This is a genomic window from Melioribacter sp. Ez-97, assembly GCF_051488665.1.
Classification (GTDB): domain Bacteria; phylum Bacteroidota; class Ignavibacteria; order Ignavibacteriales; family Melioribacteraceae; genus Melioribacter.
The window spans coordinates 25,264-41,958 of record NZ_JBPSEG010000019.1 but is presented as its reverse complement, the minus strand read 5'-3'; the positions used below and the strand labels follow the sequence as shown (position 1 = coordinate 41,958).

8 protein-coding genes and 1 pseudogene are annotated in these 16,695 nt (G+C 42.1%); all 9 read right to left on the bottom strand.

Annotated elements, in window-relative coordinates:
* Nucleotides 1-1,269 (bottom strand): family 16 glycosylhydrolase (locus tag ACSSWA_RS14420; protein WP_437357262.1); only part of this gene is annotated, 1,269 nt, incomplete at its 3' end.
* Between the two features lie 73 nt (nt 1,270-1,342).
* A complete protein-coding gene (locus tag ACSSWA_RS14415; RefSeq protein ID WP_437357260.1) occupies nt 1,343-3,724 on the bottom strand; it encodes a glycoside hydrolase family 88 protein in 2,382 nt (793 codons plus the stop codon).
* Nucleotides 3,725-3,738: 14 nt separating this feature from the next.
* Nucleotides 3,739-6,174: a glycoside hydrolase family 2 TIM barrel-domain containing protein gene (locus ACSSWA_RS14410; RefSeq protein ID WP_437357258.1), complete on the bottom strand. Its 2,436-nt coding sequence runs from the start codon at nt 6,172-6,174 to the stop codon at nt 3,739-3,741.
* Nucleotides 6,175-6,403: 229 nt separating this feature from the next.
* Nucleotides 6,404-7,738 carry a BNR repeat-containing protein gene (locus ACSSWA_RS14405; RefSeq protein ID WP_437357256.1) on the bottom strand — a complete coding sequence of 445 codons (1,335 nt, stop codon included), beginning with the start codon at nt 7,736-7,738 and terminating at the stop codon, nt 6,404-6,406.
* Nucleotides 7,739-7,751: 13 nt separating this feature from the next.
* On the bottom strand, nt 7,752-8,180 hold the full coding sequence (locus ACSSWA_RS14400; RefSeq protein ID WP_437357264.1) for a PA14 domain-containing protein: 429 nt from the start codon (nt 8,178-8,180) through the stop codon (nt 7,752-7,754).
* A gap of 45 nt (nt 8,181-8,225) precedes the next feature.
* Nucleotides 8,226-9,758, bottom strand: a pseudogene (locus ACSSWA_RS14395) (alpha-N-arabinofuranosidase); the annotation flags it as partial.
* A 23-nt stretch (nt 9,759-9,781) separates the two neighbouring features.
* A complete protein-coding gene (locus ACSSWA_RS14390; RefSeq protein WP_437357254.1) occupies nt 9,782-11,599 on the bottom strand; it encodes a glycoside hydrolase in 1,818 nt (605 codons plus the stop codon).
* A gap of 156 nt (nt 11,600-11,755) precedes the next feature.
* Nucleotides 11,756-13,477, bottom strand: coding sequence for a T9SS type A sorting domain-containing protein (locus tag ACSSWA_RS14385; protein ID WP_437357252.1), 1,722 nt, complete (start codon nt 13,475-13,477; stop codon nt 11,756-11,758).
* A gap of 77 nt (nt 13,478-13,554) precedes the next feature.
* On the bottom strand, nt 13,555-16,533 hold the full coding sequence (locus ACSSWA_RS14380; RefSeq protein ID WP_437357250.1) for a TonB-dependent receptor: 2,979 nt from the start codon (nt 16,531-16,533) through the stop codon (nt 13,555-13,557).
* Nucleotides 16,534-16,695: the final 162 nt, after the last annotated feature.

Here is a 16,695-nt window from a genome sequence, read left to right as displayed (position 1 = left end):
TTCGCCGTATCCGCTTTCGGTCTGAAGTCTGTAAAAATAAATACCGCTTGGCAAATTACTGCCGTCAAACTTTTCTTCGTAGATTCCGGGCGCTTTTAAGCCGTTTACAAGAGTTGTAATTTCCTGTCCGAAAATGTCATATACCTTTAATTCAATTTTTCCATACGCAGGAGTCCGGTATTTAATGGTAGTAACGGGATTAAAAGGGTTCGGATAGTTTTGCAAAAGCGTATAATCGTCTTTCAATTTTTTTTCTTCTTCTATTCCGGTCAGATTTACAAAAAGATAAAAATTCAGCGCGCTGGTATCTCCGCAAGCATTAACAAATTTAGCAACTATCGTATCGTTTTGTTGAGCAATAAAATATTGAGGATATGACGAACCCGACAAGCCTGAGCCGCTCCAGATCCATTCGCCTCCGGATGAAGGATAAGGAGCCAGCCCGATATATTCACCTTTCTTCGCATAAATTGTATCGGTTATTTGCCATGCGCCGAAGTTTATCTGCACATTCGGCACAACCGGAGTAGAGAAACAATCGCTTGTATCGGAGCTTTGATAAACGCGGACATAATCTATCGCATAGTAATTGGGAAAATCCGTAGCGGAATCTGCGTCGGAGCCGTCCAGTCCCGCGCTGAAAATCATATACATCGGATCTGTTGGAACTTCATCGCCATAAAAATATTTTGTAATTTTCCCGTCGACATACCATATCAAAAATTGCGGACCCCAATGAAGAGCGTACGTATGCCATTCGGTAAAGTCCCAGCCCTCGCTTTCTTTTAACAAATTTGTACTCCAATTGCCCCAATAGAAAGCCTGAGTCATATAACTTTTGGGTTCTCCGCGATACTCGGCGATATCGATCTCGGGAGGCCATCCCTCTTTCAACATCCACCATGCGGGCCATTGTCCTTTACCTTTCGGATATTTGGCGCGCATTTCAAAATAACCGTACTTAAACCATTTTTTGGTCCACGCCCAACCGCACGAATATTTATATTGACCGTAGTTTCCTTCTTTGATTCTCAACACAAGATTTCCGTCTTCAATGTATGTGTCTTCCGGAACAATCAAACACGGATTATTGTCTTTAGCGCCCCACGGTTTCATGCCAGCGCCCCAATCGTCGGGATTAAGATTTTCGCCGTCGAATTCATCGCTCCATACCAAATCATATTCCGATGGCGGCAAATGCTGGGCTTGCAGGTCAACAACGGATATAAAATAACCCGCAAATAACAAGATTATAATTTTACGATTCACTTTATTTTGCTCCCTTTACATTGGCATAAACGCTTGTTCTGAAATTTATACTGTCTAAAACAAGCGAGTTTTATTAATTGTTATTCAATAACGTTATCATTTCTTTGCCGCAAAGGAGAAAAGCTCCGGTTGCATAAACCTGCCACTGATTTTCGTAGAACGGATAAGGGTCGCCGGCAACCTGCTGAACATAGCCCAGTCGTCCCCATTCATTAACGTTTGCACAGAGCGCTTTCCATGCTTTTTTAACGGCGGGTTCGAAAACAGCTTTATCAAGCAGTCCGTTATTAATTCCCCATGCAAGCGCATACGTATAAAAAGCGCTGCCGCTCGATTCTCCCATCGGAAGCTGTTCCGGATCGTACAAACTTGCCGTCCACAAACCGTGTTCCCGTTGTAACGAAAGTAATTTATGAGCCATTTCCTTAAATTGATTTTCAAATTTCGGTCGCGACGGATCGTCTTTCGGAATTATATTCAACATTCTTGCGAGACCGGCAATCACCCATCCGTTTCCGCGGCACCAGAAAATCTTTTCACCGTTTTCCGATTTTTTATCGAAGAATCTGTCGTCGCGATAAAAGAGACTGTCTTCTTTCGAGTAAAGATAATCCGAAGTAATCCACCAGTGATCAATTGCATATTTGAGATAGCCGGAATCTCCCGTTACCCGATACATTCTCGCAAAAGAAGGCGGAGCCATAAAGAGGGCGTCGCACCAGGTCCACCATTCAAAACGATAATTGTTTTTATCATATCTCGGGTCGGCTTTTACGGTTCGGACTTTGTGAATATCCATAACCCACTTTGCAATATCGATCATCTCCGGATTTTTTTCCCTTTCGTAAAGCCACACATAAACATCGGCAATCGTTAGTCTGTCCGCATTAAAAATATGATTCAGTAATCGCCATTTGTTTTTTTGACCGACGTTAATCATTTCGTTCAAATATCTGTCTTCTTCAACGGTTTCGTACAAAGCTTCGAGCCCGATATAAAACGCGCCGTAGTGCCAGTCGAGCTTCGACTCTTTAATCGGATTTGCCAGCTGCCAATCCGCCGCCTGACGCATCAAATTTTTTATTTCGTCTACATTAAACGGATTTGTAATCTTTGGGGAAGGGAGATTCATTTTTATTGACGAGAAAAAGTCCGTATAGTGAACGTAACGCGTATTTTGCATCCACAAAACCTGCAACGGATTATCTTCGTCGGCATTTAAAACCGAAACGGGTCGCACGTTATTTTTGCTCGAGCCTTTCGTAATATTTTCCGCAATCCATTTTTTGTTTTTTTCGAGCGTCCATTTTTCTATTTCAAAAACGGAATCTCTTTTTACGGACAAATAAACTACGTTCGGATTTTCATGATCGATACTTATCCCGCCGGAGTAATTCGGTTCTCGTTCGATAGCGCCATCGGGAGTTTCGGGAAACCATTTACCTGAATTAACCAGGTCGTAGTTGTTCCAACTCTTTTTGTTCCACCGAGCATAACAATAAACGTGGTTAGAATCGTCGGGAAATTTCGAATAAACAATTACGGGATTTTCTTCCCTGTCGAGGGCTACATCCCATACCCAGGCTTTTTGTTTTGTAAGTTTTGCGTCATAAACCACCGAGGCATTTTGCGGTTTAACGGGCTCGCCGTCGAGTTTTCCAATTTCATTGTTCTCTGCGTCGTAGAAAGCGCCTTTTTTATAATACATATAGTAGACGCTGTTTTCGCTCTCGTTGCGAGGATGCCCGTCGGTAAAAGCAAAGGCAATTTTATCTTTGCCGTTGGACGCAATTTTCAAATATGGTCTTCGGAGGTTGTAGATTCTTTCGGGTAAAATTAAAATTCTGCTTTTCCTCCAGGTTTTTCCCATGTCGTCTGAATAGGAATAATTCGGTTTATAATCGATTCCTCTCCAGAATAAATAGATTCTGTTATTTTCCGCTGAAAGCATAACGGGATTAGCATATGTATAACTGCTGTGAAATCCTTTGTAAGTCTCCTCGTCGTTAAGATGCAATTCTTTTCTTTCCCAGGAGGAAATATCCTCGGGATTTTTCATTGTAAAAAGGAGAATCGGATATTTACTGCTGTGCTTCGTAAAAAAGACCATTAATCTGCCGTCCGGCATAAAGAGAAGAGAAGGATTATCGTGATCGTCGATTTCGAAATTGTCTTCCAGAACTTTAGAAGCAATCTTCTTCGCGTCATGATCGTAATAGCCGACGATAACATCGCCGTAGCTGTCGACCCACGCAGCATAAGTGCGTCGATGATTGCCTTCGTAGTAAACCGCGCGCGGGTCGGAAAACCAACACCAGGCTCCGTCGAATGTTAACGATTGGTAACTTTCGGAATGATTTCCCGTTTTATCAATATGTTTTACGCCGGCAAAATTTTGTCCCGTTACGACAACGCTAATAAAGTAGAAAACCGCCGGAAGCATTTTTCTTATCATATTAAACCTCTTTGTCAATTTGCGTTAATTATAATTTCGCCGGGCTTCAAATTTTTTGATTTTGCCCTCACGATTATTTTACCTTTATTGCCGTTCGATTGAACAAACAGCCGGGCTCTTCCCCTATAAACCGTATGCGTATCGGATTTGAATGATTCGAGATTCTTATTGTCGCCGTTACCGAAGCCGATATTAATGCCTTCGCCTTCAACTTCAATTTCGACTTTATTATCGGCATATGGAACCCTGTTGCCGTTTTTATCGACAACGATTATTTCAATTCTCGCAATGTCCTTGCCGTCGGCTTTAATTGAAGATCGGTCGGACTTCAGAATAATCGATTCCGGCTCCGATGCGGTCTTAATAATATGTTTGGCAACTACGTCGCCGTTTCGATAAGCCAGTGCGGTTAATTCGCCGGGTTCATATTTCACTTTCCAAAAGATCATAGCGTCTTCGGCGTCGGATAACTTTTTTGCGGATACTTTACGGTTATTTACCAGCAGCTGTACGCTGTCGCAATTTGTAAAAGCAACTACCTGTAATTCTTTTTCTTTATAATTATCCCAGTTCCAGCTTTCGACGGTATTAAACCGGAAGCGATTCAAAGTATCGTAAGGAGGCGTTACCGAGACGAAGACCATCGGATCGTCGGTCCATAAACTTTTTCTGTAATAAAATCCGGGTTTTTTAAAGTCGCACAAATCTATCAAGCCAGAAGTATTGCTGCGCGAGGGGAACTTGCCTGCTTCTCCCAAATAATCGATTCCCGTCCATAAAAACTGACCGGAGACAAAAGGATTATTTTTAACTGCAAGCCACGCGCTGTATGAATCGCCGTTTTCGCTGCCGATAATTTTTCTTTCGGGGAATCTTGCGTGATAGCGTTTATAATATTGCTCCTGATAATTGTAGCCCACAACATCCAGAATCTGGGCGTATCCGATTTCATTCGAAAGCGGAATATTGGCAAGAGCAGCAGTTACCGGACGGGTTGTATCGATTTCTTTTATATAATCATAAAGTCGTTTTGCAATTTCGGCTAATTCAAATGCGGGCGGACGCCACGGTTCGTAATTGTCCCGTGTTGGATCGGTATACGGATCGTTGGGATAATCGATTTCATTGCCGATACTCCACATAATAACGGAAGGATGATTTCTGTCGCGTTTTACAAAATGCTGCAGGTCCCTCTTTGCCCATTCTTCGAAATAATCGCTGTAACCGTTTTGAGAATAATACTTATTTAGACCCGAGGCGCCTGCTTCCTGACCTACATTCCAACCTTTAATCCATTTTTTCTTTCCGATTTTCCATTCATCAAACGCTTCGTCCATAACCAGGAAACCCATACGGTCACATAAGTCCAGCAATTCCGGCGGCGGAGGATTGTGACTCGTTCTAATAGCATTGGCTCCCATTTCTTTCATAAGCTCCAATCTACTTTCCCATTCCCGCACAGGCACAGCCGAGCCGAGCGGGCCTGCGTCGTTGTGCAAACACACTCCTTTTATCGTAACCGGTTTATCATTTAAGAAGAAACCTTCGTTAGCGTCGATTCGTATCGTCCTGACGCCGAAATTAACGGTATCGTTATCAACAAGCAGTTTACCGTCGTAAACTTTATTAACCCACCGATAAATGTAAGGCTCATCAATCGACCAGAGACGCGGGTCTTTGATGTTAATGGAAGCCTCGTATTCATGCTTAGCGCCAGCGGGAATAATTATTTCGGATTCGGTTTGTCCTACAACATTCCCTTCGGAATCGATAATTATACTCTGAAGTTTCACCAATTTGTCGTCGTTCATATTGTTCTCGACTTCCGTTACCGCTCTTACATTCGCCCGCTTTTTATTTACAAAATGCGAGGTAACAAAAGCGCCCCAGTTAGCAACATGAATTCTGTTTTTCTTATAAAGCCAGACGTGCCGGAAAATTCCGCTGCCGGTATACCATCTGGAATCGGCAACATCCGAATTGTCCACGCGCACGGCAATTACATTATTTTTGTCCCCGAAATTAAGATACGGCGTGAGGTCGTAATAAAAACTGATAAATCCGTAAGGACGACGCCCCAGGAATCGACCGTTCAACCAAACCTCGCTTCTCTCATAAACTCCGTCGAACTGCAGATAGTAATTATAATTTTTGTCGTCTGGGGACAATCTAAATTCTTTTCTGTACCAGCCGATACCGCCCGGTAAATATCCCGTTGCGCTTGCATATGTCGAATCGAAATCCCCTTCAATACTATAGTCGTGCGGTAAATTCAAGACTCTCCAATTAGAATCGTCAAAAGCGGGATTCTCCGCTCCCTTAATATCACCGAGGTGAAAACGCCAATTTTTGTCGAATGCATTGCATCTTTCTAATTTCTCAAAGTTCTGCGGATAACTTTGACTTATCAGAAAAAACATTGCCGCTAAAAATATCATCCTTTTTTTCATTTCCGGATCCCGGTAATTTGTTTTCGTTCTGGTTTTTATTATTAATCCGACGACCTGCAAGGATAGCAGGCAAATGGAAATATCGAGAGACTGATATTTAAAGCTCCGCCACCTCACTCCCAGTAAGCATAATTAAAAGGAAAGTATTATCATCTATCATCTTCGGTTAATAAAAAACTCAAAGCAATCAAGCCGCCATATTTTCGGGCGCAGTTAAGTATCCATCAAATCACTCGGTTAAATTCACTTCCAGAACCGAAACTGTTTGAGGCGGAATTTTTTCAATTGTTTCGGCGTCGCCCTGACCCACTTTTTGCACAAAGAGATTCAGTATGCCGGAGTTTCGCCACCGTTCGGTATCGTATGTCGGTTCCCACATACCGACGCTGAAATCAGTAATTTCGATCGGCACCCATTCGCTTCGTTTGCCGTCTTTGCAGACGGAAAGCGTAATTCTATTTCCCGTTTCGGAACTTCTGTAAATCAGGTATAACGAATTGTTCTTGTCGCATAATATTAAAGGTCTTGAAATCGGTATTCTTTTAGTTCCGACTCCGCTCAAGCTAAAGGGCGTTGTTAATTGCGATATCTGTTTTGCATGCCAGCTTTTCCCGTCGTTATAAACAAGATGATATTGAGGAACATTGCTTCCTTCGGGAGTCCAGTAATTAACTATGCAGGGTTTTCCTTCTTTGTCGGCGCACATCGACGTTTGATTAATAAGTTCGCTCCCCTGCGGAATAATTGCCGCATATTCAGCCGATTGCAACGTAATCGGAAGAGCGTACTTTTCGCCGTTCGATTTTTCCCATGTTTTTCCGCCGTCTTTTGATCTGGCATAACAGATATCGTGATTGCTGGCTACGTCGGGAGTTTCTCTCCAGACCCACGAAAGATGAATTACGTCGTTGTCGTCAATATCAAGCTGCCAGTATGCATTCCTTTTGCCCTCGCCGTCAATCAAATTGTCATGCAGCATAGTCCATGTTTTTTTGCCGGTGTCGTAATAATTGACAACCATATTGCCGTTGCCCGATTCGCCGTCCCGGTAAACAAAGATCAAATCTCCGTTCCTAAGCTTAAAAAATTGAGGATACGAAACGCTGTTTTCATTTTTACCGGTCATGCGGTTAATTTCCGTTAACTCCAATTCCTCCGGTTCTTTGCTAACGCAGTAATGAAGTTCGGAATTATGTTCGTTCCAGACCATGTGCAAATATCCCGCTCCGTCAATCATAATACTGATACTGTTGTGCGCGTCAAGTACGTTTCCTTTAAATCGCGTTTTTCTTATTTCCCAATCAGTTGAACCGAGCGACCTTCTGGCAAGTATAACATAACCCGAAGTATCATAGAATGCTGCGTACTGATTTTTGTCCGAACTAACAACGGAATTACGTCTGAAGATTACCGTGTTGATAGAGTTTGCAGACCAGCCTTCGGCAATGTCGGTCGTATTTGTTTTTAATCCGGATGAACAAGCCGCAAGCAACACCGCCGGGAGGATTAATTTAACAGCCCTTTTTTTGAAGAGATTAAATATATTTCTTTTTATTTCCATCATTTAAAAAACCCGTTTACTCTTCGATATGATAGAGAAGGCTGTCGTCGATTACTTCTTTCTGTCCGTCGGGAGCTTTCATTTTCAGATTAAGTCCTCTGCCTCCGCCCAACTGGAAAAACGCAATGTTAATCTTATGAAATCCTTTGTTGAGAAAAAGCGCACCCGATTTTTCAATCATAGCGTGCAAGCCGTCGTTAAGAATAATCTCTTTATTGTCGATCGTCATTTTAGAACCGTCGTCGGAGGTAAGGTAAAACTCGTACAAACCGTCTCTGTCAATTTTTATATAGCCTTCAAAAACAAGTCCGTAATTGTATTCCGGAGTGCCTTCGGGAAATACTACATTATTTACCGCGCCGCTTCTTACCGGTTTCAGTTCGTAAAAATCCGGAAGTCTGCGGAATTCGCCTTCATAATATTTATATAAAAGTCCGGGTTTCATTTTTGACGGATCGATACTTTCGGATTTCAGATTTAAATCTCCGGTCAGTTCCAGCGCGATAACGGAATGTTTAGGAACGTTAATTTCTATTTTATCCTTGCCTATCTTAAAATCTTTGAATGAATTAACAACAACTTTATCCGGATCATCAAAAGTGTTATGCGCGTTTAACTTTTCCGCAGTAAGAATTTGACCCTCGCAGGATTTCACTGAAAAAGCATTTAAATTACAAATCAGGCTTTCGTCGTCTGTTGCGCTCAGATTGCAAACGGTGATATGAATTTTTCCGTTCTTGTCCAACGACGAAGAAACGCTTAAATTCGGAATATTGCCCCGGTCTGTGGAAATGCTGTCTGTTTTCAATACGGACGGAATCATAATAGCGTCCTGATGAACTTTATACATATCGAAAACATGATAAGTCGGCGTAAGGATCATCTTTTCGTTTTCGGTAAGAATAATTGCCTGCAAAACATTAACCGCCTGAGCAATTGCCGCCATTTTTACTCTGTCGCAATGATTGTTAAAAATATTCAAATTGATGCCCGCAACGAGCGCGTCGCGAAGCGTGTTTTGCTGATATAAAAAGCCCGGATTCGTACCTGGTTCGACCGCGTGCCACATACCCCATTCGTCAACTACCAGAGCCACGCTTTTGCCCGGATCATATTTATCCATAATCTTCGAATGCTTTTCTATCAATTCATTCATCATTAACGTATTGTGAAGGGAGTTATACCAGCTTTTTTCGGTAACGTCGGTAGCGTGTTCACCCGTATTCCACGTATAATAGTGGAGCGATAATCCCCAGACTGAATTGCCGAGTTCTTTCATCACTACTTCCGTCCAGTTATAGTCGTTTCCGTTCGGACCGACGGCAATTTTATTAAGTCTTGTATCGCCGAAGTCTTTCATAAAGCGTCCGTATCTTTTGGCGAGATCCGAATAATAATCGGGTTCCATATCGCCGCCGCAGCCCCACGATTCGTTGCCGATGCCCCAAAATTTAACGCTCCACGGTTCCGGTCTTCCGTTTTTCTTTCTCAATTCCGTCATTGGACTCACATTATCCGAATTGACGTACTCGACCCATTGTGAAAGTTCACGCACGGTTCCGCTGCCGAGATTCCCGCTGAAATAGGGTTCGCAACCCACTTGTTCGCAAAGGTCGAGAAATTCATGAGTGCCGAAACTGTTGTCTTCGGTAACCCCGCCCCAGTTTGTATTGATCATGGTAGGACGTTTAGCACGCGGACCGATTCCGTCCATCCAATGATATTCGTCGGCAAAACATCCTCCGGGCCATCTCAAAAACGGAACTTTGATTTTTTTCATTGCGTCGACTATATCTTTTCTGATACCCCGTACATTGGGAATTGAAGAATTCTCACCGACCCATATTCCTCCGTAAATACATCTGCCCAGATGCTCGGTAAAGTGACCGTAGATATTTCTGTCGATTTTATAATGCGCTTTTTCGAGGTCGAGCAATAGGCTGCTGCCTTTTTGCTGCGGATAATAATTTACCGACGCGAGAACCAGCAATATCAATAAATTTCGAGTTAACTTTAATTTCATGGTTGATTTCCTCGTTTTTAATACTATTTCAATAGCACAAACTTTTTGTTTAACGTTTTGTCTCCTGCGCGAAACGTGAGAATATAAACACCCGAAACAAGATTTCCGGGATTATAAGTTATAATGTAGTTACCCGGTTTTTTCTCGCCGTTCCACAAATCGTCTACCTTTTTTCCGAGCAAATCATAGACTTCAATAACCACATGCTCGTTTTTTTTTATGCTGAAAGAAATTTTTGATGTAGAATTGAACGGATTTGGCCATAGACCGAATTCAAGTTTGTTATTCGAGTTCGAATCTTCTTTTAAATCGGTGGTAATGTTTAAGTCGCCGACAAAAGTTACAATCGAGCGAGCGGGCATATTAAAAGTTTCGCCGGAAAAAAGATCCGTTCCCTCTTTTAAATCGTCGCCCGATTTATTCGAAGTAATGTACGGCGTAAGTTTTATTTGGTTTTCCAAACCTTTAAAATCGATTAATAATTCTTTGGAAGAATTAGACATATTAATCGCAACTACTATAACCCTCTTGTTTTTTTTATCGAAGTAAGCAGACGCCATAATATTATTCATATCCGATGCGCCTTTACACTCGATACGCACCGAGCCGGGTCTTATGAACCGGCTGAAATTTCCCAGAGCCCAGAGCAATTTCGACCTGTAAATCGAGGGATAGTCTCCGGGATTTTTATAGTCGGTATAAAGCAATCCGTCTTTGAAATTTTCGGGCGATACCGCTGTCCACCATTGCCACGCGCTGGCATTTAGAACGGTAAGGTCATAATGAATAATACGGGCAACGTTCAGAGCCGTATTAATCGACAAATCCCGTCCGCTTCCGCCTTCGCCATTCGGTCCTTCGAGTTGGCAATATTCAGTCATCCAGTATTTCCATCCTTTTGAAAAATAGGGCGAGAAATAAAGGCTCAGATTAAATCGATCGGAATAAATTTCGTTCAATCGTTCCGACCAATAAGAATGACCGCACAAATTTTTACTGATTATTTTATTGACCGTAGTATCACTGCAAAAATCTTCGAGATAATTCCCATAAAGTTTTCCGTATTTATTGGAAATGCCGTCGATGCGGCGATACCAGGATTCGAGACTTCCCGCTTCGGGAATTATGATTTCGGTATTTAAATTTCTTTTTTCGAATTCTGCGTGAATTGCTTTTACTATTTTTTTGATATCTTCGTTGCTTGCTCTGTTTCCTTCCTGATTGCTGTTGTTCCATTCCCAATAGGGTTCGTTGACAGGGCTTACAAAGCCGAAATTGATATCTTCTTCATTCCGAAAATGTTCAATGATATCGGCTAAATAAACTGCGAACTCCTTTTCATAACCGTCCTTCAAATTAGTGGATCCGACCCCGTCGTCGCAGTTGGTAAATCCGTTTCTTGTCATTCTTCCCGGAGGCGAATTAACAAACGCAATAAATTGTTCTACTCCGCGTTGTTTGGCAGCTTGCAAAAACCAGGCTTCTTTTGCCTGACGGCTCCAGTCATAAACACCCTTAGACACTTCATATGTATTTACACTTCTCCACGGATGACTGATTCTGCTATACTCCTTGCCGCCCCCCAGATTAAATCTCCACGCCGAAAGCCCGATTCCTTTATCTGTTGAAAAGAGGAGGTCGGCTACTTCGTTTTTTTTCGATTCGTTCCACTCTCCAATATTTTGAAAAGACCAGCAATCCGAAGCGCCGAAATTGTCAATTGTCTGGTACCGGATAGTTGTATCGATTGAGAGCGTATAGTCCTGAGCTCTAATGATAGTCGTACTGCACAATGTTATTAAAAAGAACAAAGCACAGTATTTAATATTTTTTGAGGGCATAATCCTTCCGGCTATTTTTAGTAAACAGAAGCGGGAGTTATGAAATATGATTTCTTATCATAATTAAAAGAACCGGTATATAGTAATAATAAGTCAGCCGGTTTATTCAACCGGCTGACCGGAGGTTAACACCCAAGATAGTTACAATACGGGAGACTACTTGATCAACATCATTTTCTTGGTGATTATAGTATTTTCAGTCTGCAGACTGTAGAGGTAGATACCGCTAGCCAGTCTGGATGCATCGAAATCGACAACGTAAGAACCCGGCGATTGTTCTTTATTAACCAGTGTTGCAACTTCCTGACCAAGCACGTTGAATACTTTAAGAGTTACGTGTCCCGCTTTGGGAATCGAATATTTAATATTTGTTACGGGGTTGAAAGGATTGGGATAATTTTGATTAAGAGTATACTCAGAAGGTATTTCGTTTGAAATATTTCTTACGTCAGTAGGAATTTCGGGGAACCAGGTTAAATCGCCGAGAGGTTTGCCATTGTCCGCTTTAAGAAGAGTTTCGTTGGTGTAACGCAGATTTTCCCTTACCGGATAACCTTTTGTGGATTTCCAATCGGACGGAACGCCTTCATACGGATTGATCGGATTTGCCGGATAGACAAAGTTTCTGGAACCGGTTCCGTCGCCGCCGTTTTCCCATACATATCTTACGAATCGAGCCATACTGTCGGCAGCGGCATCGACAAGAGCAGCGTCAAAACCGGGGTCCATATGGAAGTTATATTCTTCGGCGACTCTGATATTCGGTAAATCGAGTATCGGTTCGGCGCCAGGACGTGTGGCTACCCAAGTGGGAGCTAATATTTTTCCTCCTACTTGCTGATACTTCGGGTCGCTGTTGAGTATATCGAAATTATCGACAATTTTTTTAGGCCAGAAGTATGCGTTATTTTCAACTACAATTCTTCTGTCGGCTTCAGTTAAGAAGTAAGGGTCGCCTTCCAGCTGCTCGTATAACGAGTCAAGCGTTATTACTGCGGGAGGACTGAAGAAGTTAGCGTTATATACCTGTTCGTTATAAGCGTGATTGGAATCCAAACCGGCAGAATAGACGCTGAAGAAGATGTTGTTCTTGATTACGGCGTTGTGCATCTGGCGCATTGAGAAAGGAGACGATTTGGTATGCATGAATATTGTATTATGGTCGAATTCGATATAACCCATAGACGAGCCGGAACCTTCGACATTACCGCCCATAACGAAGAAAGTACAATTTTTTACAATCATCGTATCGATTGCATTAACTCCCGGACCAGCCCAGTTCATACCGGGATTCTGTGGAATATTACTCTGATTGTTGCGGAACAAAGTATTATAGACGAATATATCAGATCCGATTGCATTCCATGTATTGATAATGTTCGGCGTTCCGGTTGAACCGAAATTCTCGATAACGCACCCTTCAACGATTATGCGGCAACTGTCGCTGCTGCTGATGCATTGCTGAGTAACCTGCGAACCGTCGGTACGGGTACCCAACAAATAAAGATTTTTGAAATGAATATATCCGTTGTTAATTGCAACGGCAATATTACCGGGCGACGAGTTATCTTCACGGATAAAAGGAGCGATAACGGGCAAATTTCCTGTATTCGGATTAATTTTACCGATCAGGTCGAGATTTTTAACTCTAATTTCTTCGGTAATAAAATATGTTGTATCGATGGGACCGTCCTGAGCAAGGAGATAAACATGTCTGGCTTCCCCGCCGGTAGTTGTATCGGCATTAATAACATTATTCAGATTGCCTGGAGGTAAAGCATGAACAATGAGTGTATCTTTGGGCTGTGCGAATAATTGGAGACTTGTGCACGACAAAAAGAGCATCACAAGCGTCAGAGTCTTGGTAACTAACTTCATATTGTACTCCTTCAATTAATGATTGATTGTTTAATTAGCCGGATATATCCGTCTGTTTATTTTTATTATTTTTCATATTAACGGAAATTAACTCTGAATCCCAATTCGGCTCTTAGACCGTAGGATTCATCGGTATCTTTGAAATTATTACCTCTCATTAAGTATGTATCGTTAGCGCCGTTAAGGTTATTCAAATTCAGGAACACTTCGATATTGTACCAGGGAAGTCTCTGTTTTGCAACAACATCCCATCGCAAATATTTGTCTTTATCTGTTCTGAGAGCGTTCCAGTAATTCGTACTGTTGAATATTTTGGATTGATAGATCATCGAAAAGAGAATCGAAAAATCTTTGTAATCCCAGCCCAAAGAAACGTTAACAATATCATCCGGCTGATTTATCAAACGGTCTGTGTAAGTGGTGTCGGTATAAGTCGGTCTGAAATAAGGGAAGCCTGTGTTGCCGACAATTGTATACGGATATTTAGCTTCGGAAAACGCATGCGTGTAATTGATATTGAGCACCAAGCCGTCGAGAGGCGAAGGCAGGTACCAGAAATGCGTTTGCCATTCTCCCTCGATACCCCAAACTTCAACTGTGTTGGGGTTGTTATAATAAGCGTCTAGCGAGTAACCTTTTACGTTAAGATTAGGATATTGCGGGACGTTATGTAATCCTTCGTATTGAGTAGGATCAATAATATAACTGGAATAATAAAATACGAAATCGTCAATACGCTTTAAGAATCCTCCCAATGAGAATAAGCCGATTTCATTGTTATAAACCGATACCTGAACGTCGAAATTCTCCGACCTTATCGGCTTAAGATTTACATTGTTCCATCTGACGGAACCGGTATAGACGTCGATCCAGGGAACGATAGCCTGAAAATTCGGATAAGCCAACGTATTCGTATAAGCGCCTCTTAAACTGAGCCACGGAAGCGGATCAAATTTAATATTAACAGCCGGCAGCCAGTAACCGTGAGTTTTTGTAACGGTCGTATCGATATGCGGCAATTCGTTAGGATAGGGATTCGACGCGCTGGCGTTGTAAAATCTATTCGCCCGATACGAAGTAGTCAGATTTTGATATCTCACACCTGTCATAATCGACAAAGACTGACCTATACGGAACGTACCCATAATATATCCGGCGCTTCGTTTTTCGTTACCTGAGTAATCCCATGCCTGCGAGGAATGCATATTCGGAACCCACGCGCCCGCTCCGCCCGTAGGAGCTGCATCCAGATTCAACCCGTAATCAACAACTATATCCTTTATTCTCCTCATGTGGTCGAGATTTACGGTATTGTCGAAAGTATAATTGCCGTTAAGAAACGTTCCCACATTTATATCGGGATCCAGGAATGGCAATAAAAATATTCTTTCGTTGGTTTCGGGTTTAATGCCGTAATCTTCCAGCCACGGGAAAGCTTCAACGATTCTCTTGCCTATCTCTCCAAACCAGACATAACCGTAGCCGTAATTGTAATCATAATTACGTTTAGTGTATAAATACATAGCTCCGGTTTTCAGTTTAACAGACAGAAAATCGGAGATATTAATATCTTTCGAAAAATCAATCGAAGCGCGTATGTCTCTTTGCCTTAAGAAGCTGTTTGACGTTTCGACATTTCTCAGCTCCAAACCCTCTTTGTCGACAAGCTGGTGCGCCAATCTTGCTATTTCGACTGGAGGCAATTTGTCGTCAATTTTATCGGTGCCTACTGATAATTGTTCGAAAGTGATAGTCCAGGAATCCGGATAAATGTTTTCCGAATAAGAATGCGATAAAGTAGCGTCGATGTCAACCAACGGAGTTTTTTGATTATAACTAAGAATATTCGAAATAAGGTTTATTGTTTTAGGAGATTCATTGACATAATAATGAACATTATTGCCTCCGCGCTCGAGTCCGTATTGCTGTTGATAGTAATTCGTATTTGATTTGCTCTGGCTCAACATATTCATCAAAGCGATATTTCCGTCCTCCAGGTCATAATCAAACGTCAGCGTTCCGTTATATCTTTTTTCTTCGCGCGGGTAGAAATAGAGATTCAAACTCGTTAATGCCAGAGAATCCGGATTTACAGTTCTTGCAATCTGGGTATAGTTTGCGTCAAGCCGATTCGAAGTCAGATTTTGCTGCTGAATAATGCCCTGAACAAAAACCCCAAAACGGTTATCGAGATAACGTTTTTCAAAACTCAAATCAAGTTTGTAATTGTTATATTCGTTAGTCAGGTCGGTATAGCCGCCTTGAGCCTGGAATGAAATAGCCGGCATATCTGCAAAACCGAGAGGTTTATCGGAAAGGTACTTGCTCGCTTTTCTTATCCCGAGATTTACCGTACCGCCCAGCACCGCAGCGTCCATATCGGGCGTATTGGTTTTATAAACTTCGATGCTTCCCAGAGAGCTCGAAGAAATCATGCGCATATCAATGCTGCGCCTGTCGCCGCTTTCATTGGAAGGCACGGGGACGCCGTTAATTGTAATTTGATTATATTCGGGACTCAAACCGCGAATAACAACCTGAGTAGCCTGACCTCCGGTTCTGACCAATGAAATACCGGGCAATCGTCCGATTGATTCGGCGGCGTTTGCATCCGGCAACTCCTGTATACGCGCGGATGAAACAACGTTGACAATATTTTCCGAAGATAGCTGTTTGTTGATTGCTTCATTCTGTCCGCTGGCTTGCGCGGTAATTACGACTTCCTGAGCAGCCACGGAAACGACATCCAATTCAAAATTAATTTGAATGTGCTGATTATCCTTGATCTCCACTTCGGTTTCTTTTGGTTCATAACCGATATACGAAACCCTGATAACATGCTTGCCTTCGGGTACGCTCGAAATTATGTATTTACCCTCAACGTCCGAAGCCGTTCCCAGGCTAGTGCCAACGATAATGATGTTGGCTCCAATAAGAGCCTCTCCCGTTACCGCATCAGTAACTTTACCAGATATTCTGCCGGCAGCGTAAGAGAATTGAGTTTGAACGAATAAAAACGAGAAGAAAGAAATAAAGAGTAAGATTTTTTTTCCCATAGCCTCCTCCTGCTATTATTAAATTAATTTGAGTATTAACCCCCGGAAAAAACAAAAAGTCAACATATTTTGTCAATCGTTCCCGCAAACGATTGCAAATTACTTTTTTACTTTATTTTTGTCAAGAAATTTATTGCCGTCTTCTAATTTTTTTTATTTTCT